Source organism: Nocardia sp. NPDC051929 (genome assembly GCF_044548645.1).
GTDB classification, from domain to species: domain Bacteria; phylum Actinomycetota; class Actinomycetes; order Mycobacteriales; family Mycobacteriaceae; genus Nocardia; species Nocardia sichangensis.
Genome location: NZ_JBIUCG010000008.1, coordinates 24,721 through 44,627, shown reverse-complemented (window position 1 = coordinate 44,627; position 19,907 = coordinate 24,721). Strand labels below are relative to the sequence as shown.

General features: G+C 68.3%; 14 protein-coding genes. 1 reads left to right on the top strand and 13 read right to left on the bottom strand.

Annotation, left to right across the window (positions count from 1 at the left end):
• Positions 1-45 precede the first annotated feature (45 nt).
• On the bottom strand, positions 46-1,578 hold the full coding sequence (locus ACIHAX_RS11940) for an amino acid permease (protein ID WP_397277236.1): 1,533 nt from the start codon (positions 1,576-1,578) through the stop codon (positions 46-48).
• A gap of 212 nt (positions 1,579-1,790) precedes the next feature.
• On the opposite strand from ACIHAX_RS11940, the gene ACIHAX_RS11935 reads away from it, so the two are divergent.
• Positions 1,791-2,855, top strand: coding sequence for an SPFH domain-containing protein (locus ACIHAX_RS11935; protein ID WP_355072211.1), 1,065 nt, complete (start codon positions 1,791-1,793; stop codon positions 2,853-2,855).
• Positions 2,856-2,890: 35 nt separating this feature from the next.
• Here the strand turns inward: ACIHAX_RS11935 and ACIHAX_RS11930 are convergent, their stop codons facing one another.
• From ACIHAX_RS11930 to ACIHAX_RS11875, 12 genes are all read right to left on the bottom strand, one after another.
• The gene (locus ACIHAX_RS11930; protein ID WP_397277461.1) at positions 2,891-7,831 is read right to left on the bottom strand and encodes an NAD-glutamate dehydrogenase; all 4,941 of its coding nucleotides are present in this window, start codon (positions 7,829-7,831) and stop codon (positions 2,891-2,893) included.
• 171 nt (positions 7,832-8,002) lie between these two features.
• Entirely contained in the window at positions 8,003-8,683 is a 681-nt protein-coding gene (locus ACIHAX_RS11925; protein ID WP_364431879.1) for a hypothetical protein, read from the bottom strand.
• A 1-nt stretch (position 8,684) separates the two neighbouring features.
• Positions 8,685-9,737, bottom strand: a complete 1,053-nt coding sequence (locus ACIHAX_RS11920; protein ID WP_364431876.1) for a discoidin domain-containing protein — start codon at positions 9,735-9,737, stop codon at positions 8,685-8,687.
• A 77-nt stretch (positions 9,738-9,814) separates the two neighbouring features.
• A complete protein-coding gene (locus ACIHAX_RS11915) occupies positions 9,815-10,168 on the bottom strand; it encodes a helix-turn-helix domain-containing protein (protein ID WP_039804933.1) in 354 nt (117 codons plus the stop codon).
• A gap of 16 nt (positions 10,169-10,184) precedes the next feature.
• Positions 10,185-11,903: a type VII secretion protein EccE gene (gene eccE, locus ACIHAX_RS11910; RefSeq protein ID WP_397277232.1), complete on the bottom strand. Its 1,719-nt coding sequence runs from the start codon at positions 11,901-11,903 to the stop codon at positions 10,185-10,187.
• Positions 11,900-13,258, bottom strand: coding sequence for a type VII secretion-associated serine protease mycosin (gene mycP / locus ACIHAX_RS11905; protein WP_364431869.1), 1,359 nt, complete (start codon positions 13,256-13,258; stop codon positions 11,900-11,902). Before mycP ends, eccE begins: the two co-directional genes overlap by 4 nt.
• Positions 13,258-14,781 carry a type VII secretion integral membrane protein EccD gene (gene eccD, locus ACIHAX_RS11900; protein WP_364431866.1) on the bottom strand — a complete coding sequence of 508 codons (1,524 nt, stop codon included), beginning with the start codon at positions 14,779-14,781 and terminating at the stop codon, positions 13,258-13,260. The genes mycP and eccD overlap by 1 nt, the downstream gene beginning before the upstream one ends.
• 34 nt (positions 14,782-14,815) lie before the next feature.
• Complete coding sequence (locus tag ACIHAX_RS11895; protein ID WP_364431863.1) at positions 14,816-16,408, bottom strand: AAA family ATPase; 1,593 nt, start codon at positions 16,406-16,408, stop codon at positions 14,816-14,818.
• Between the two features lie 34 nt (positions 16,409-16,442).
• Positions 16,443-17,273 (bottom strand): ESX secretion-associated protein EspG, encoded by an 831-nt coding sequence (locus ACIHAX_RS11890; protein ID WP_364431860.1) that lies wholly within the window; start codon positions 17,271-17,273, stop codon positions 16,443-16,445.
• 59 nt (positions 17,274-17,332) lie between these two features.
• A complete protein-coding gene (locus ACIHAX_RS11885; protein WP_364431857.1) occupies positions 17,333-18,691 on the bottom strand; it encodes a PPE domain-containing protein in 1,359 nt (452 codons plus the stop codon).
• Positions 18,692-18,721: 30 nt separating this feature from the next.
• Positions 18,722-19,033, bottom strand: coding sequence for a PE domain-containing protein (locus tag ACIHAX_RS11880; protein WP_364431854.1), 312 nt, complete (start codon positions 19,031-19,033; stop codon positions 18,722-18,724).
• A gap of 553 nt (positions 19,034-19,586) precedes the next feature.
• Entirely contained in the window at positions 19,587-19,886 is a 300-nt protein-coding gene (locus ACIHAX_RS11875; RefSeq protein WP_364431851.1) for a hypothetical protein, read from the bottom strand.
• Between the last annotated feature and the right edge of the window lie 21 nt (positions 19,887-19,907).

Genomic DNA, 19,907 nt, shown 5'->3' with positions numbered 1-19,907 from the left:
GGGAATAGATCCGCCCCGGACGAACGGCCCGGGGCGGATACTGCCTTACTCTTCGTCGGGCTTGTCGAGGATCACCACCGGATCGCCCGATTCGCGGCGCGGGCGCTCGGCCAGGACCGGGAACTGACCGGTGATGCCCTGGCGGATCTCCGCGATCTGCAGCACCCGCTTTCGGGCGAGGAACCAGCCGCCCACCAGCGCGGGGGCCATGATGACGACCATCGCGATCACCGCACCGCGCTGCACGTGGTCGTCGCTGAAGGCCATCAGCCCGACCACGACGGCGAGGAACACCAGCGTCGCGAAGCTCGTGAACGGCGCGCCGATCAGCCGGAACGACGGACGCTGCGCGCGGCCGGTGCGCGACCAGCGCCACAGCTGCAGCTGGCAGACCACGATGGCGGTCCACGCGAAGATGGTGCCCAGCGCCGACATGTTCAGCACGATCTCGAAGGCCTGATCCGGCACCACCGCGTTCAGGCCGACGCCGATGAGCGCGACCGCGCCGGTGGCGAGGATGCCGACGTAGGGCACGCCGCCACTGGACATCCGCGCCGCGATGGTGGGCGCGCTGCCGTTCATCGACATCGAGCGCAGGATGCGGCCGGTCGAGTAGAGACCGGCGTTCAGGCTGGAGAACGCCGCGGTCAGCACGACCAGGTTCATCACGGAGCCCGCGCCCTCCACGCCGAGCCGCGAGAAGAAGGTGACGAAGGGGCTCTCGCCGTTCTTGAACGCGGTGTAGGGCAGCAGCAACGCGAGCAGGACCAGCGAACCCACGTAGAACAGCGCGATCCGGGCGATCACCGAATTGATCGCGCGCGGCATGATCTTCTCCGGGTTCTCCGCCTCACCGGCCGCGGTGCCGACCAGTTCCACTGCGGCGTAGGCGAATACGACACCGGTGGTGACCAGGACCAGCGGGAGGATCCCGGTCGGGAACAGCCCGCCGTGGTCGGCGATCACGCTCGGACCTGTGGTCTGGCCGTCGATCTTGAAGCGACCCGCGAGGAACACCGTGCCGACGATCAGGAAGGTCACCAGCGCGACCACCTTGATCAGCGCGGCCCAGAACTCGAGCTCGCCGAACCACTTCACCGAGACCAGGTTGATGCTGACCACGATCGCGAGCGAGACCAGGGCGATCGTCCACTGCGGTATCGCCTCGAACGCTCCCCAGTAATGGACATACGTCGCGATGGCGGTGATGTCTACGATCCCGGTCATGCACCAGTGGAAGAAGTACATCCACCCGACAGCGAACGCCAGCTTCTCGCCGTAGAACTCGCGGGCGTAGGAGACGAACGATCCCGAGGAGGGGCGATGCAGCACCAGCTCACCGAGCGCCCGCAGGATGAAGAACACGAACACGCCGCAGATGGCGTACACGATGAACAGGCCGGGGCCCGCGCTGGCCAGCCGGCCACCCGCGCCGAGGAACAGGCCGGTGCCGATCGCCCCACCGATCGCGATCATCTGCAGCTGACGCGGGCGCAGCGACTTGTGATAGCCCGAGTCCTCGTCTTCGAGCGCGGCAGCCTGCGCGGGCGCATCCGCGGGTGGTCGAACTGTGGTCATGGCGGTGGCCTTTCACGTGACGGCGATCATAACTTCGCTCAATGTACCGTTATGTAGCGGCACGTTCAATAGCGAGTCGCGACTTGTAACACGCTGGACATCAAAGTCTTTGAAAAAAGGGCGTCCGATCAGCGACGATCGCCGCGACATTCGTTGATCGTGCCACCGCGTATCGGTACGCTAGATGAGACGAATCGGATGAGGGAGCGCAGATGGCCTGGTTCGAGCGGGAATTCATCGCGGTCCCCGAGGACCGCAAGAACCAATTGGTCTACAAGTGGCCGGACGTCAACATCCGCCGGTACAGCCGCGCGATGGTCAACGCCGACCAGATCGCCCTCTTCCTGAAGTCCGGGCGTGTGGTGGGCGCGATGGGCCCGGGACGCCACCGCATCGACGCCGACGAGCTACCGGTGCTCGGCGCGCTCGTCGACACCCTCACCGGCGGCAACTACTACCGCGCCGAACTGTATTTCGTCTCCACGCGCGAGTTTCCGGGGATTCGCTTCGGCGGCCGACTGGACGACATCCTCGACCCGGTCAGCGAGCAGGTGGTGACGCTGCGCGTCTTCGGCGAATTCGCCGTGAGCGTCCGCGATCCGGCCGAACTGCTCACCGCGCTCGCGGGCACGGCCGATCTCACCGACCAGGAACGGGTGCAGAACTGGTGCGCCGACCTGCTGCTCAAATCCATGAAGATGGCGGTGACCCGGGGGGTCGCAGGCGGCGACTGGCCGGTGCTGGGCCTCTCGGCACAGCTGCAACCCATCGAGCAGGCCGTGTTGCGCCAGACCAACACCGCGCTCTACGAATACGGGCTGCGCATCCCGCGGATGGGTAACTTCGACATCAGCCTCGCGCCGGAGGACGCCGACCGGCTGAAGCGGCTGGCCAAAGACGTCAAGTACATCAACCTCACCGGCGATTTCCAGCGCTATGCCGCGGGCGAGCTCGCACTCGGCGCGAGCCAAGGCTTCGCGCGCGGGCACCACCACGGCGTCGAAGGCGGATTCCTCGGCGCGGCGCTGAGTTTGAACGCGATCGGCCATCACGTCGGCAGCCCCTCCCCCGCGCCGCAATTGCCCGCCGCCGCGCCCGAGACGGCCCAGACGTCGTGCGCCGCTTGCCAGTCCGCGAATCCCGCGGGCGCGAAGTTCTGCATGAACTGCGGGGCGCGTCTCGCCCCGCAACCGCGGCACTGCCCGAACTGCGGTTCGGAAGCGACGCCCGGCGCCAAGTTCTGCGGCAACTGCGGAACGCCGATGCCCGGAGGCTGACGCCGAGCGCCTGCCTCCGGGCATCGGGTGGAAGATCAGCCCGCGACCGTCGGTGCGACGGTCGACTCACCGCCGCTGACCATGCCGCGCACCTGCCGCGCTGCCACCGAGAGCGCCGCGAGATCGTGCGTCTCGGACGCGAAGATCTGCGCCAGCGCCGCGCCGGCACGGGCCAGCCGGGACCGGTTGGTCGATTCCCAGTACGCGATCTTCTCCGCGGTGCTGTCCTGCGGTTCGGTCGCGGTCAGTACGTCGCGGGTCAGCGACCGCAGCGAATCGTAGAGATCCTCGCGGACCGCCAGCCGGGCCAGCGCCCGCCAGCGCCCGCCGCGCTCCAGCTCGCCCACCGCGGTCACCAGCCGTTCGATCTGGAAGTGCTCGTTGAGCGCGTAGTACAGCGCCGCGACCTCGGCGGGATCGCGATCGGCGATGTCGGCCAGGTCGATCACGTCCAGCAGCGGGAAGCGGTGGATCAAGCCGAACGCTTCCTCGGCGAGTTCCCGCGGCGCGCCGCGGGTGATCGACCGCCGCGAACGCTCGGCGAGGTCGTCGCTGAGGTAGCCGGTCAGCCACCCGGGGACCTGGCCGGAGAGGGCGCGCACGCCGTCGCGGTACCTGGCGATGTCCGCGCCGATCGCGATCGGCTGCGGCCGGTTGGACAGCAGCCAGCGCGCGGCCCGATCCAGCGTGCGCTTGGTCTCCAGCTCCAGCTCGTTGCGCGCCGCCGTGGACATCGGCGTCTGCCTGATCCGCTCCCACAGCGCGTGCAGATCGAAGATCTCCACCGCCGCCTTGTACGCGCGCACCGCGTCGTCGGTGGTCGCCCCGGCCTCTTCCGCGAGCCGGAAGGCGTAGGTGATGCCGCCGTAGTCCACCATCTCGTTGATCACGACGGTGGCCACGATCTCGCGCCGCAGCGGGTGCCTGCCGATCGCCGTGGCGAACCGCTCCCGCAGCGGCGCGGGGAAGTAGGCGGGCAGCACCGACGCGAACGCCGCGCTGTCGAGCAGATCGCCGGCCAGCAGGTCGGCCTTGAGCGAGAGTTTGACGTGCGCCATCAGATTCGCCAGCTCGGGCGAGCTGAGCCCGAACCCCTCGGCGGCGCGGCGAGCCAGTTCCGCCTCGGTCGGCAGTGCCTCGAGTTCGCGGTCCAGACCGCGGCGCTGCTCCAGGTCGTTGATCAGCCTGCCGTGCACCCCGGACATGCCCGCCGCGTCGGCCCGCGACATCCCGAGCCGGAAGTTCTGCGAGATGTTGTCGCGCAGCACGAGTTCGGAGACCTCGTCGGTCATCGAGGCCAGCAACGGGTTGCGCTCGTCGACGGCGAGTTCACCGCTGGAGACCACGGCGTCGAGCAGGATCTTGATGTTGACCTCGTGGTCGGAGCAGTCCACGCCCGCCGAGTTGTCCAGCGCGTCGGTGTTCATCCGTCCGCCGTTGCGCGAGAACTCGATCCGGCCCAGCGCCGTCGCGCCCAGGTTGCCGCCCTCGCCGATCACTTTGACCCGGAGCTGGTCGGCATTCACCCGGACCGCGTCGTTGGACTTGTCGCCCACCTCGGCGTTGGTCTCGGTGCTCGCCTTGATGTAGGTGCCGATACCGCCGTTCCACAACAGATCCACCGGAGCCAGGAGAATGGCTTTGATCATCTCCGGCGGCGACAGGGTGGTGACGCTCGCGGGCAGGTCGAGCGCCGCGCGCACCTCGGGCGTCACCGGGATCGCCTTGGCTGAGCGATCGTAGACGCCGCCGCCGGGGCTGATCAGCGACGTGTCGTAATCCGCCCACGACGACCTCGGCAACGCGAACATCCGCTTCCGCTCCTGATAGGAACGCGCGGCGTCGGGAATCGGGTCGAGGAAGATGTGGCGGTGGTCGAAAGCGGCCACCAGACGAATGTGCTCGGACAACAACATGCCGTTGCCGAACACGTCACCACTCATGTCGCCGACACCGACCACCGTGAAGTCCTGGGTCTGGGTATCGATCTCCATCTCACGGAAGTGCCGCTTGACACTCTCCCACGCACCCTTGGCCGTGATGCCCATCGCCTTGTGGTCATAACCCGCCGAACCACCCGAAGCGAACGCGTCACCCAACCAGAAACCGTAACTCTGCGCCACATCGTTGGCGATATCGGAGAACGTCGCGGTGCCCTTGTCGGCAGCCACCACGAGATAGGTGTCGTCACCGTCCCGACGCACCACCTGCGCGGGCGGAAGCACTTCGCCGGTCGCGCGATCGACGTTGTCGGTGATGTCCAGCAGGCCGGAGATGAACGTGCGATAGCAGGCGACGCCTTCCGCGCCGAAGGCCTGCCGGTCGGCCGCCGGATCGCCGGTGGCCGCCGGTGGCTGCTTGACCACGAAACCGCCCTTGGCGCCGACCGGCACGATCACCGCGTTCTTCACCGCTTGCGCTTTGACCAGACCGAGAATCTCGGTGCGGAAGTCCTCCAACCGGTCCGACCACCGCAGACCGCCACGCGCGACCGAACCGAAGCGCAGGTGCACGCCTTCCACCCGCGGCGAGTACACGAAGATCTCGAACTGCGGCTTCGGCTTGGGCAGTTCGGCGATCGCGTGCGGATTGAGCTTGAGCGACAGGTAATCCAGCGCGGCTCCGGCCGCGTCGCGCCGGTAGTAGTTGGTGCGCAGGGTCGCCTCGATCAGACCGAACAGCGCGCGCAGGATGCGGTCGGTGTCCAGGCTGACCACCGCGTCGATCTCGGCCTGCACCCGCTCGGCGATCTCCGCGGCCCGGCCCGCGGCCTCCGCCTCGACGCCGTCCGGGTCGAAGTACGCCGCGAACAACTCGATGCACGACCGCGCCGTCGCCGGATGGGTGAGCAGCACGCGGGTGATGTTGCCGAAGGTGTAGGCGAATCCGGCTTGCTGCAAGTACTTCGCGTAGGCCCGCAGCAGGGCGACCTCACGCCAGTGCAGGCCGGCGCGCAGGACCAGTTCGTTGAGGCCGTCGACTTCGGCGCGGCCGAACCACATCGCGGTCACGGCATCCGGGAAACGCCGTCGCACACTGGTTTCCGGCAGCGACGCGGCCTCGACGGAGTGCGCCAGCTGCGCGAGCGGCTCGACGGCGAGCGCTTCCCGCAACGGCGCCGCGGTCACCCGCAGCCCGAAGTCGTAGATCCAGCGGTCCGGCCGGTCCGCCAGCACGACACGGTAGGGCCGCTCGTCGACCACCTCCACACCGAGGCTGTGCAGCACCGGCAGCACGCGGCTCAACGAGATGCCCTCGCCCGCGACGTAGAGCGTGAAACGCCATTCCGGTGCGGCGGAGTCGCCCTGGCGGTAGAGATCGGTGTCGATCTCCCCATCGGACAGCCGCTCGAGGCGGCGCAGATCGGTGAGCGCGTGCGCGGGCTCGTGCTCCTGCTGGTAGCCGGTGGGGAAGGCCGCCGCGTAGTCGGTGGCCAGCGCCTGCGGTACGTCGGACGCGCCCGCGGCCTCGGCGACCAGCCGGTCGCCCCAGGTCCACGTCGTCGCCAGCAGCAGCTCCTGGATCCGCTCGCGATTCTCCTCGGAGATGTCGGCGGCGTCGGCGCCCGGCTTGCGGTGCACCGTGAAGTAGACGACGGCCAGCTCCGATTCGGTGGCCCGCGCCGAGTACGCGATCTGTTCGGCGTCGAACTGCTCGCGCAGGATCTCGCCCATGCGCACGCGGACCTCGGTGGAGTAGCGGTCGCGCGGCATGTAGACCAGGCAGTAGATGGTGTCGCTGCGCGAATCGCGCCGGATGAACAGCCGCACCTGCCGCCGCAGACCCAGATTCATGACCGCGGAGACGGTTTCGAACAGCCTGCGCGCGTCGGTGGAGAACAGCTCGACCCGCGGGAACGACTGCATCATCTCCAGCATGGCCTGCCCGGAGAACGAGTCCAGGCCGAAGCCCGCCCATTCGATGACCTGCAGCACGCGCCGGGAGATGACGGGGATGTCGAGAATGTTCTCGTGCAGGCCCGCGACGGTGAAGGTGCCGACGAAGACGTGTTCGCCCTTGACCATCTTCACGGTATCGCCCCAGGCCGCACGGCCGCTCGGGTCGCTCGCGCCGTAATCGGCCACGCTGATGAAGTACAGATCGCGGGAGCCAGGCAGCAGCGAGTCCACGGAGCCGTTGGCCATCCGCAGCACGGTGCGCTTCGCGCCGACCACGGGCACGCTGATGTCCGCGGTGGCGCCGTTGCCGAGGATGCCGAGCCCGGTGCCGGGCAGCTGCCACGGCTCGAAGGGGGCGTCGGCGCTCGGCGCGGAGCGGCGGAAGTGGTAGTAGCCGTAGCCGAGCGGGGTGAAGTGCCCGTCCGACAGCCAACGCAGCAGACCGGCGGTCTGCGGGATCTCCGCGTCGCCCGCCCATTGCGCCGCCTGATCGAGCTGGTCGGCAACGGTATTGAGCACTTCGACCATGGTCGGCGTGTCGTCGGCCACGCGGCGCAGGTCGGCCAGCAGCGGCGGCAGGGCCTGTTCGATCCGGTCGACCAGTTCGTCGGACAGACCCGCGCCCAGCTGCACGTGGATCCACGACTCGCGCAACGCCCGACCGTCGGTCTCCGCCGCCGGTTCGGCCACACCGTCGCGGGGTGCGATGGACAGCGCCCGGCCGTCGGCGTCGCGCGACACGTCGAACACCGGATGCACGACCTCGGTGACCGTGGCGCCCAGGCGGCGCAGCGCGGCGGTCACCGAGTCGACCAGCAACGGCATGTCGTCGTTGACGATCTGGATCGCGGCGCCGACCCCGGCGCTGTCGTCCGGCCGGTAGACGTGGGTGGTCGCCGAACCGGGCGCGCGCGTGGCCGCCAGTTCCAGATGCTGACGGAAGATCCGCTCGGCCCGATCCGTGATCGCCGACGTCGAGGACCCCGGCTGGATCCACCGGAAGTACGCCGCTTCCAGATCGGTCGGATCATCGCGGAACCGCTTCGATGAAATCGTCTGCTGGGTGGTTGCCACCATCGATCCGTTGCCTTCCCGAGAACTGCGCTCGTACGTGTTTCGTACTTCACATAACGTACCGCTGGATAACGGCACAATCAACAGTGTAACAATAATTTTCTGTCGCGGACATGGGTTGCGGCGTCCGGGATCAGGTATTTCCGGGCCCCGCCGGAAGTGGGCGCTGCTACGTCAGCGGACCAGTCCCGCACGCGACAGGAAGGTCTGCGCGCCCGTTCGACCGGCGAAGTTGCTCGTCTCCAACCGCAGACCGGTCCGGGTGTCCGCGTACCAGACGGTTGCCGAGGGGCCGATCGCCGCGTAGACAGGACCGTCGACGAGGGCCGTACCACCCGCGCCGCGCCATCGAGAGATGCTGTCGGCCAGGCGATCCTGCGGTAGCAGTTCGGCGTAGAAGGTCATGTCCCGGCCGCCCGCGATATTGCCGAACAGCATCGGGTCGGAGGCGGCGATGACGCACTTCTCCCGCTGCCCGCCGGAATCCAATGGTTGACAGCTAGCGGCCGTGCGGAGGAGATCCGGGATGGCCCGGACCGGCGCGCTCCCCTGCGCGATCGACGGCAGGGACGGCGAACAGGACCATAGACCCCAGACGACGGCCACGACCATCAGCAGCGCGAGCACCCCCACCGCTTGCCACTGCCAGCGCGGATATGCTTTGTCCACAAACCTTTTCGCTTCACCGCCGACCTTCTCGGCGACTTCGGCGACCTGACCGGGCAGGTGCTCCGCGACGGACTTCACCGTGTCCACGGCCGAGCGCAGCGGCGCTCCGCAATGGGTGCAGCGGGCATCGGCGCCGGTGTTGCGGTGGCCGCAGTACTGGCAGACGAGTTCGGGCAGTGTGGACACCTCAGTGCCCCGTGATGACGATGGAGGAGATCGCGGTGGTGTTGATCGACGAATCGCCCTTGGACTCGAGCACGGTCAACACGATCTTCGAGGCGCTCACCGCGGGCGCCAGCTTGGTCACAACCAAGGTCCGCTGGTCGAGCGTCGGCTGCGTGTAGACGGTCTTGGTGCCGTCGTCGAACATGTATGAAACCCGGCTGACGGTGCGGTATTTCGCCCATTGATCGGTGCCGTCCGCGCTGATGTGGTCCCAGCCGGGCACGATCCCGATCGAATCGATCTGGTAGGTCTTGCCCAGATCGATGGTGATGACCTGACCGTCGACCTTGTAGGCCCGCACGCACGACCACGCCTTGCCTGCCTGCCCACCGAACGCGTCCATGCCGGGGGTACTGCCGGGCGGGCACTTCGACTCCGCGGACTTCGGCTGAATGATCGAGCTCGACGGCGGAGCGGGCGAGGTCGAAGGCGCGGCGGAGGTCGGCGGCGGCGTGACCACCAGAACCTGGTCCTGCGCTGTGTTCTTCGCACCACCGCCGGTGGTGATCAACAGCAGCAACAGCAGCACGGCGATCACCGCGGCCACGATCAACGCGACTTTGGGTTTGCGCAACTGGACGAGCGCGTCCTTGGCGACCTGCTGCGCGGGGGCGAGCCGGTTGGCCGAGGCCGTGGACGGACGTTCCGGCTCCGGCTCCGCCTCAGCCTGCGCAGTGGATCGCGCGGCGACCGAGGAGAAGTCGTTCCCGAACTCCATAGCCGGAGTGGAATCCTGCGCCTGCCCGTTCAGCAGCGCGAGAATCCGCTCACTGGCCTTGGGGCCGTCACCGGTGCGGCGCCGCGGCGCGACGTCCATCGGCTGCGAGTCGAGATCGGGCAACCCGAGCGACTGGACGCTGATAGCCGCGCTGTCACCCGGCTCGGCGCTGCCGCCGAAATCCGCGCCGACCGTGGACGACGTCGTGGAGGGCCCGAACGAAGGATCAGCGAGCAGTGCGTCGAGGACCGCACCTCGATGACGGAGAAACACATCTCCCGGGTCCTCGGCGGGCATGTCCGGATCGTATCCGGCCCGCGGCGCTCGCCGAGGCGGCCGCTATTCCCGCTGGAGAGAACAGCCGACCGGCCGGGTCAGCGCTTCTTCTCCTCGGTCACGAAGTACTCCGGCGGCACGTCGAAGACGCGAGCCAGCGCGATCACCAAGTCCAGGCGCGGGATCGCGTCACCGTGGATCAGCCGGTACAGGCCGGACTGCGACACCGGCACGTCCGGGTAGGCCAGTTCCAGGTGCTGCGCCAGTGAGTAGAGCGTCAGCGACCGCGTCGATCCGTCCTCGGTGGAGACGACGGATTCCGCGATCAGCTCCGACAATCGGCTGGAGAAGATCGCCGCGGCGGCCTGTCTCGGGGTCAGCGCGTCCCCGGCGTCCTGATGAGGGAGTTCGCCGCCATCGGAATGGGTGTCCGCTACCACGGTGATAGACATTAACCGACCGCTCCCATCAGCTCACGCGACGGCCACCGGGTTGCGGAGGTGCAACCACGGGTCCGGATGCCCCCGCGGGATGCGCGGGCGGGCCGTCGACAGTATCGAAATATCGTGTTTCGCCTCTCGGCTCGATCAGGTCGACCCGCACCGTGCGCATCGGGATGCTCACGTCCACCGCGGTCGCGCTGACCTGGTTGATCGCGAGATCGACAGCGCGCCTGCGCGGACCGCCGGGCTCGCTGATGGTGACCGTCGTGTGCGCGTTGGACGCACGCGGCGGCAGATGGTCGAAGACCGCGATGGTGGCCGGCGTCTCCGCTTCCCCGTTTGCTGCGCCGTGCCCGTCGCCCGGGTCGGCCAAGCGCATCGAGCGCGGGTCGCCGACCGCGGTAACCAGTTGACGCCAGCTGTCCGGCCGCGCCGAATGGATCTCCACGTCCGCGCCGACCACCATCGCCCGCAGGACGATCTGCTGGGCGACGGGCAGCTTGGCATGGACGTCGATGGTGCGTCTGCGCGGGTTGAACCGGGCCGGGTCGAACAGCGGCAACGCCAGGGTGTGACGTGGCTGGCCGCTGATCGCACCGAGGATCTGACCGTTCGGGCCGATCGCGATGGCCAGTTCGGCGGCGAGGTCCTCCGGCGCGATGTCGGCGCCGGACTCGAAACCGCGCAGGGCTCGGATCGAGTCGCCGGTTGGCAACGATGCCAGCAAGGCCGTGGACTGGTCGCCACCCAGTAGTCGCAGGTAGTCCGGCAGTTCGGTGGTGACAGCCGGACCGATGAACCGGACCAGCGCGCGTGGCCCCTCGGTGTCGGAGGTCAGGCTCACCACCAGTGTGGTGCGGCCGCGGTTCCAGGTCCAGCAGTCGTCCAGACCCACCCCGCCCAGCCGGGACCAGTCGATCAGGAAGCTGGTCACACACCGGCCCGGCACCGACGTCTGTAGATTGCTCCAGGTTTCCTGGAGGTCGGAGAGTTCGATTCCCGCGTGCAGCAGGCGCGTCGCGTCCCGCAGGGCGGCGGCCGGCAGCGCGTGCGCTGCGATACCCCGCTCGCGCAGGCGGCCCGCGATCCGATGCGTGGCGCTGGCCAGCGCTTGCGGGGCGACCACCGCGCACGGCCCGCGCTTGCTCAGCGCCGCCAGATTGCGTTCCTGATCGAGCCGGACCACCAACCAGGTCAGCCGGTCTCCCACCACGGGGTGCGAGCCGATCAGCTGGTCGTAGAGCATGCTGTAGCTACCGCTGGAGCGGACCCGCTGACCGGTCGTGACGATGTCGATGTCGACCGCGATGCCGAAGTGGTCCAGCATCGGAAGCAGCAGGTCGACCGGGATCGTGTCCTCGGTATAGAGGGTTCGCTCGGCGATGACGGTGGGCAGATCCAGGTTCGGCGCGAGCTGGATCATCGCGATCAGCGTGTCACCCGCCTCGTTGACGCCGCACACACCCGCGGCGACCTGCACGTCGCGAATGCGCGCGGTCTGCGTGCGTTCGCGCGCCCGCGCGGTCCGGCCGGTGCGGTAGGCCACCCAGTCCAGCAACCAGCGCATACCGGTCCGTCCGTTCACCCGGACGGTCACCGTCACGACCAGGACGGTGACCACCACCGCGCTCACCCACCACGGCGTCTTGGCCGACAGCCCGACCAGCAGCGGGCTGCCGACGACGACGAAGGCGGCGAACGGACCCCGCTCGACGCCGGCGACCCGTACGCTCGGAAAGCTCACCGGCGCCTCCGCATCGCGGAATTCAAGTGGCTGCCGGCCAGGCCGAGCAGTACGGCGGCGAGGATGACGACGGTCGCGGTGATCGCGGGACGCAGGTCCTTCGCGCGCGGCGGAGGAGGCATCGGCAGTTCCGAGGACTGGAACAGGCCCGCGGGTTGCTGCGGCGGTGTGCGGTAGCTCAGGGCGGCGAGCGGATCGACCATGCCCGCGCCCACCATGTTGTCGATTCCGCGTCCCGGGGCGTGCGCGCTGGCTTGCAGGCGGGAGGCGATCTCGCGTGGGGTCTCATTGGGGAAGCGCGAGCGCAACAGGGCGGCCACACCGCTGACGTAGGCCGCGGCGAACGACGCGCCGCCGACGGGCACGAGCTTGTCCGGTTCGCCGACGCCGTTGATCAGGCCACCGCCGCCGGGGCCGAGCGATTCGATGCCGGTGCCCGGCGCGGCGACCGAAACCCACGGTCCGGTGAGCGAATCCGGCATGGGCGCGCCGGTCGCGGTGGTGAAACCGACCGTGAGCACGTCGGCGCCGAACCATCCTGGTGTGGAGATCGTCTTCACGTCGCGCCAGTTGCGCGCGTCAGCGGGGCGTGTCGGGTCGACGTCCGGGTTCTGCGTGCAACCGGCGCCGCCGCCTGCGTTGCCCGCGCCGGCCACGATGAGCGCGCCGCGCACGTGGACGGCATAGCCGATGGCCGCCGACAGCATGGACTGATCGGGCTGCGCGTCCACCGGCAGACAGATCGGCAGTGACACGGTGATCACACCGGCGCCCTGGTTGGCGGCGCGAGTGATCGCCCGCGCCAGCGTCCGGATCTCGACGGCGGTCCGCTGGCTCGGATCAGAACTCGGGTGTTCGGGACTGAACGCGCCGGAACGGGTGCGGATGGAGATGATCCGCGCGTCCGGCGCCACACCGGAGAATCCGTCCGCGGGATCGGAGGTGGCCCCGATGATTCCGGCGACCAGCGTGCCGTGTGCGTCGCAGTCGGACAGCCCGTCGCCACCCGCGGCGAGATAGTCGCCACCGCCCACCAGGTTGGGCAGGCGCGGGTGCGGCTGCACACCTGTGTCGATGACGGCGACGGTCACGCCTGCGCCCCGGCTGAGCGCCTTGGCGCGGCGCAGATCCAGCGCCAGTTCCGCCGGCGGAGTACGGCTGAGGTCGCTATCGGGCAGCGCGCCCGCGGCCAGGCAGCCCTTCTGCTGCTTCATCGGCTCTTCGGGCCCCGGCGGGTCGTCCGCGGGCGGCGCGCCGACCACGACCTGCGGCGGCTCCAGCGCGACGGCGGGGGCGGCGGTGATCGCCAGCATTACCCCGGCGAGAACCGCGACCGCGGCACTGCCGACCTTCATCAGATCCCTCGCATAGCGGTGTAGACGCCCATGATCCAGAAGGCGAGCACCGGAACCACCAGGATCAGCGCGTACTCCACCAGATCGATGACACGACGGGTGACCGGGGACAGCCGCTTGCCCGGCAGCCGGAGCGCGGCCATACACGCCACGCACGCCGCCAACGCCACCACGAGTCCGACCACGAGACGTGCGACCGGGGTCTCGTAGGCGCCCACCTCGACGAAACCGACACCGCAGACGGTGACCACGGAGCCGGCGATCAGCGCGATCGCCTGGACGCGGTCGGGGTGCCAGCGAGCGCGCATCGCCAGCAGGCCGCCGATCGCGGTGCCCATGACGATCTCGCGGATCCCACCGGGGCTGGCCGCGGCCGAGATCACCGCGGAAGACGCGAGCACCGTGGAGATCGCGGCGATCAGGCCACGCAGGCTGGTCACCGCGAGCCGGGCTCGGCCCTCGATACCGGCCTCCTCGGCAGTGCGCTGCCGCTCGCCGACCGCGGTGTGCTCGTCCCCTTCGCGCACCGTCTCCGCGTCGAAGATGTCGGTCAGTGTCGTCGGGGAGACCTCGTTGCCCGGGTCGGGCAGATCCGGCGGCCGGATGCGCGCGATGACCACGGCCAAGCGTGGCGCCGTGGTCAACAACACGATGCCGACGAACGCCACGCCGCCGGCGACCTGCCCGACGGACAGATCCACGTAGGTCAACGGCAGGGCCGCGATGGTCAGCGCGATGCCGAGCACCGTGACCGCCATCAGGGTCGCGATGCCGATCCTGCTCAACCGCATCATGGTGGCGGCGGCCACCGCGGCGACCACGGCCCCGGCCGCCAGATTGGCCGCGGCGAACGGCCCCGGCTGGTCGTAGGCGGGCGGCACCAGCATCGCCCCTCCGGCGAACAGCAGCGGCGTCGCCGCCAGCGTCAGGCCGAGGGTGATCGTCGCCGCGGCGTTGCGCCTGCGCGACAGCGCGGCGCCCGCCCAGCACAGCCCGCCGAGCAGCAGGGCGGGCAGGCCGCACCACAGGGTCGACCCGGTCATGGTCCACGACCAAGCCAGCATGGCGGCCACCGCGGAGGCCCCGATGCCGAGCACGGCCAGACCGACAATCGCGGCGGTGTTCGCGTCGAATTCGGCGAACTCGCGCTCGTTGATCAGGGCGAGCGCGTCGGTGATGTCCTCGACCACCGGCGTGAACACCTCGGCCGACTCGACGACCGACAGCATCAACACCGTGCCGTCGTCGATGTCGTGGTCGGCAAGGCTGCGCCAGCGTGGAATCGGCGGCTCGCCCGGGCGGGCCAGGCTCCACTGACCTTGCGGCGGCGTGAAATCGACGTTCTCGTCATCGATCGCCGAAGCCAGCACGACCAGCAGGTCGTCGATGAAGGTCTCGATGGTGAACTTGGTCGGCACCACGACGTCGACCTGATACGTGGAGATCATCACGGCGATCCGGGCCCGTGCGACCTCCGCCGACGGCTGCGTCCCGGCAGGCGCGGGCGCGACGGCAGTGCTCATGCCTCCGCCTCGCTGATTCGCTCGCTACGCCCGCTCATCGCCACCCTCCGCGGTCACCGGAGTTGTCGGCGCCGCTGGAGAGGTATCCAGGGAATCCATCGGCCAGCCATGCGGCCAACTCTTCGAACGCGAGCACGGTCTCCTTCTCCAACAGCCGCAGATCGATCTCGCCGCCCTCGGCCAAGTGCGCGTCGTAGGGCAGCACACAGGTGGGGCGCTGCGCGCTCTCGAACAGTTTCTCGATCGCGTCCACGTCGACGGTCGGCTTCAGCGGCTGATGGTGCACGATGCCGACGATCGACTTCGCGATCAAATGTTGCAGGCCATGGGAACTCAGCCAGTTCAGTGTGGCCACCGCGCCGGTCACGCCGCCGACGGTGGCCGGAGTGACGACCACGACGGCGTCGCTGGTCTGCAACACCGTCGACGTGACCGAATCCAGCACGCCGGTCCCGCAGTCGACCACCAGCAGATTGAAGTGCTTGCGCAGCACTTCCACGGCGGTGCTGTACTCGCGGCCGGACAACGCCTCGGTGGCCTCGGTGCTCCATGGCGACGCGATCACCGCGAGATCGGAGGAATTGATCGAGGTGAACGACTGCACCGCGGAGAATGCGTCGAGGTTCTGGGACTGCGCCAGATCGCGCAGCGTCAGGCCGTACGGGTGCCTGCAGGTACGGGTGGAGAGATCGCCGAAGTCCGGGTTCGCGTCGATCGCGACCACCCGGTCCGGGCGCAGGCCCGCGAAGGTCGACCCGAGCGTCGCCGCGGTGGTGGTGCGGCCGACGCCGCCCTTCACGCTGATCACCGCGATCTGATAGGTAGTGGTCAGCTGGGTCCGGATTCGCGCTTTGCGATCCTCGGCACGCTGTTCGGCGGGCGAGAGCCCGAGGTTGAAACCGACTTTGTTGAGCGCGCCCCGCATTCCCGAGGAGGAGCGCAGCTGCGCGCGTTTCGCGGCGGAGATGTCGGCGAGCAGTTCGATCGAACTGAGCGCGGCGGGCAGCACCTCGATCCGCGGCGTCGGCTCATAAGCGGTGCGGTCGACGCGCTCGGGGACCCAGGGGGTCGCCGAGCCGGACGACCACTCCTGATTCGCGGATGCGGCGTCGGTGCGCGCGATCGCTTGGGACGGCGTGGCGGACTGCTGCTCGGCCCGGTACTGCTCGGCGGACCGCTGCTGTGCCGAATACTGTTGCGCTGCTCTCGGCGCTGCCGCGGGCGGCGCCGAGTAATCCGGCGAAGGCGTGCCCGCCTGCGGCGGAGCGGAATTGAACTGAGGTGGTGGCGTACTCGTCTGCGCGGGCGGGACATTCGCCTGGGGCGGCGGCGCGCTTGCCTGCGCATTCATTTGCGGCGGCAGCGTGCTCGCGCCAGTCGGCGGCGTCACCATCGCCTGTGTGGAGCGTGGCTCGGATTCCCCGGCGGGCGACCGTGGCTCACGCGGAGCGCCGATCACGGGGTCGACGAGGGTGGGGTTGTCGGCGTCCTGCCGGGTCTCGGGGGCGGGGCCGGGTGCGACGGCCGCGTCGCTCAGCTCGTTCGTCGGTGCGAAGTACGCGTCGTAACCACCGCGAGCGCGCGCGGACTCGGCCGAATGACCGTTGATGCTCGGTGCTCGGTTCATTTCCGTCGTCCTCTCGACAAACACGGTCCGACGTTCAGTTCAGTCTGCTGGTGTCGAACCAACTTCGACCGGGCAGCAGGTCGACCAACGCCCCGATACCCGACCGCAAGGCCGCGTCGTCGCCCGGCGCATATCTCGCCCACTTCTGTCCGTCCATCGCGACGCTCGGCGTCACGATGATTCGCCCCGACAGGGTATCCAGCACGTTCACGCTGAATTCGGGCTCCGCCGAGCTACCGTCATGGTGCTCGATCATCACCACCTCCGCCCGTCGTACCACCTCGTCCAGAACCCGGCTCAGCACCGCGGCGGCATGCGGTTCCGCACCGAGTTCCACCAGGGCACGCCGCCGTTCGTCCTGGTCGTCGGGAATCTCGCCGAATTGCTCGACCGGCGCGGCGATCGACTCGAACCGCAACGCCTGCGCCGGACCGAGCGCGGACGCGACTGCGGCCGACAAGGTGTCGAGCTGGCGGTCCTGCTGGAACACCGACTGAATGACGACGTGGTCATCGGAGCGCACCGCGAGCACATGGGTCTCGCCCGCGCGCACCAGCGACATCCGCAGCATTCCCTTCGACTCGCCATCCAACCCGGTATCCAGGATCCGGACATCCATTTCCACATCCGGGCGGTACAGACTGGTGAGCCAATGCTCGACCACCGGGTGCACGCGACCGTCCTCGAGCACACCCACTTCGGTGAGCTGCGCGGCGACTACGGCATGCACCCGATCCCGATCCTCGATGCGGTAGATATTCGGCAGCAGCGCCAATACCGGCGGATAGGAATCGATGCCGACCAAATGCTGTAACAGCAGGGCGGCATCGACATTCAGGTCGATTGCTACTGGATCGTCTTCCACACCTTCCCCGAATGCATTGTGATCATCTCCCTCGACTCGATATTCGACCTCGGCGCGCTTCACCGGGGAGGTTCTGCGGAGGCGAGCACCGCTTCGTCTTCGTCCGGCTCGATGACGCCGACCGCCAGTACCAGTTCGGGCGTCGGCTCGTCCCTGTCATCGCGGTCGTCGTACTCGATGACCCCGATGACGGGAGCTTGCTCGAGGACCGGAACATCTTGAGCTTCGCCTGGTACGAACACCTTCGACGACTTCTTCTCGTCGTTACGGCGTCGTCGCATCCGCGCCTTGGGCGCGACCGCACCGCGTGGCGGGCCCTTGCGGGCCATCGGTCCGGACGCCGCTTGCTGCGGCATGGCGCCGAATGCCCTTCCGGCTCCGGGCGTCCAGTTGGCGGGCATCCGGAACCCGGTCGAGGCGCCCGGCATCGATCCGAGGCCACCGCGAGCCATATTCAGCGCGACGAGACTCCCGGCCCCACCACTCAATCCGGCCAACGTCGGCGAGTTCTGCGACGTGCCATAGAGCCAGGACTGGTCTGTGGCACCGTCTCCTACGCCGTTCGCTCCCGAATCACCGGACCAATTACTGGGATCCGCGTTCGCCAATTGCTCGGGATCGGTGCCCGGGTTCGCCGGATCCGTCGGCTGAGTCGGATCGGTCGGCTGAGTCGGATCCGTCGGCTGAGTCGTATCGGTGGGTTGGGTCGTGTCGGTAGGGGTCTTGTCGCCGACCGATTCGGAGCCGCCGTTATCCGATCCGGTCAACCTCTCGCTCGTCGACGAGGTCGACGTATGCGTCTGAGTTGGACCGCTTTCGGTATTGTTGGCCGGATTGTCGTACGACGGGTATTGCGTCTGCGGGTCCGGCCCTGCACCGCCGGTAACAATGGGCGGCGCCTCGATCGGCGGCGGCAGTGCGGCGAGCGTGGGCACCAGTGCCCCGGCGTAACCGGCCATCACCCCGAGGGCGGCGCCTCTGAGCGCGAGCAACTCAACTTCGGCTTCCGCGACCGCGGGCCCGCTCAACGGGCCCATGCCGCCGACGAGCGCGATCCCCTCCTGCAACCGCACCTGGGCAACCTTGGCGGCGACCGCCGCCATGGCGGCCTTCGCCGTGGAGCAGATGTCAGCCGCTCGGTCCAGCAACTCGCCGGTCGTCTCCGCCACTGTGGCCTGCTCACGCATCCATGCCGCGTGTTTACGGAACGCAGCCTGCGCCTGCTGAGAGGTGAGCGCTTGAAAGGTCCCGCTCATCTGGAGCATCGAGCCCTCGGTGTTGGCCGCGGCGGCATTCAATTGCATGGCCATAGCCCTGTAGGCATTCGCGGTCAACCGCGTCGTGGTAACCCCATCGCCGGCGAGCAGCGGGGCGATGATCGCCTCCGGTGCCAACGCGCCGAATACGACAGCAAGCATCTCATCAGCTTTCGCTCGGGCTATCCAGGCCTAGATGGCCGCTGACGCGATGTCCACCTGGGTACCACCGACCATGTCACCGGCGGCGAAGGCGACACCGACCTCCGGCAGGGCAACCGCGCCTTCGCTTCCCATGGCGACTCCGTTCGCCGTGGTGGGAAAGAACAACCCTGCTTGCTTGCCGCATGCGGCGGGAATGAGCGCGCTCACGTCGTCGAGACCCGGCGGAAACGGGACAGCGACGGGCGCGGCCGCACCGAGCATCAGCATCAAGTCCTCCGCGCTGACGCCGAGCTGGGAAGCGATAACCGGGAGATGATCCGGATCAACAGCGAGATACATGGAAGTCTCCTAACGACCGGCACCACTCTTGGCGAGTAGTACATCGAAAACGCTAAGGCATTCCCAGAGGTGGGAATGCCGTGAAAATGGGGCTGCACGTGGGATCTTGCGGGCCGCGGCGCCCACTCGGACCGCACCGGATCCGGCCCGAGGAGGTTCAGGGCTCAACCGGGCCGCCCGGTCGGCGGCCGCTCTGTGCGACGACGTTCACGCACCTCAGGTCGGCAGCGTCTACGCGACCGTTTGCCGGTACAGGCACTGCGGCCGACCCTCGGCAGCCGGATGCACACGGTAGCCCTCGGCAGTACCGGCTCCTCGTTTCGTCCGGGTCACAACGGTATGCACCGGGCCCTGGTCGACGGCATCGAGATGTTCGACCCAAGAGCGGGGCCGACAGAAAGAAGTCGATGCCATCCATGTTCCGGAGAACAGGGACGGCATCGACATTCATATCGATGGAGATCGGTTCGGCTTCCAACTCTCCCACCACGAGTGTCAGGCGACTCGCCCGTCGAGGCCATAGGTGGCGGACGGGACCGCGTCGGCCCGACGACTACGTGAACAGGCCCGAAAGCCGGTGATCCAGTGTCTGCACATCGCCACCACTGCCGGAAATCTTGGTCACCTTTCCGTTCAGGTGCGCCATGGCAGCCTCGAGCGCACCCAGCCTGGAGTGAAAATCCCGAGTGATGTCCGAGAAGGCGTTGGCGCCGTCACCTTGGAAGGTTGCCAGCGTCTCATCCCAGCGCTTCTTGACATCCGGAATGATCTGGTCGCGAATGCGGCCGATGATTTGTTCGGTATCGGCGGTGAGTCCGTCCACCTGCCCGTAGACGTTCTTGATTCTTCCCATTGTCCTCAAACCTTTCTAGAG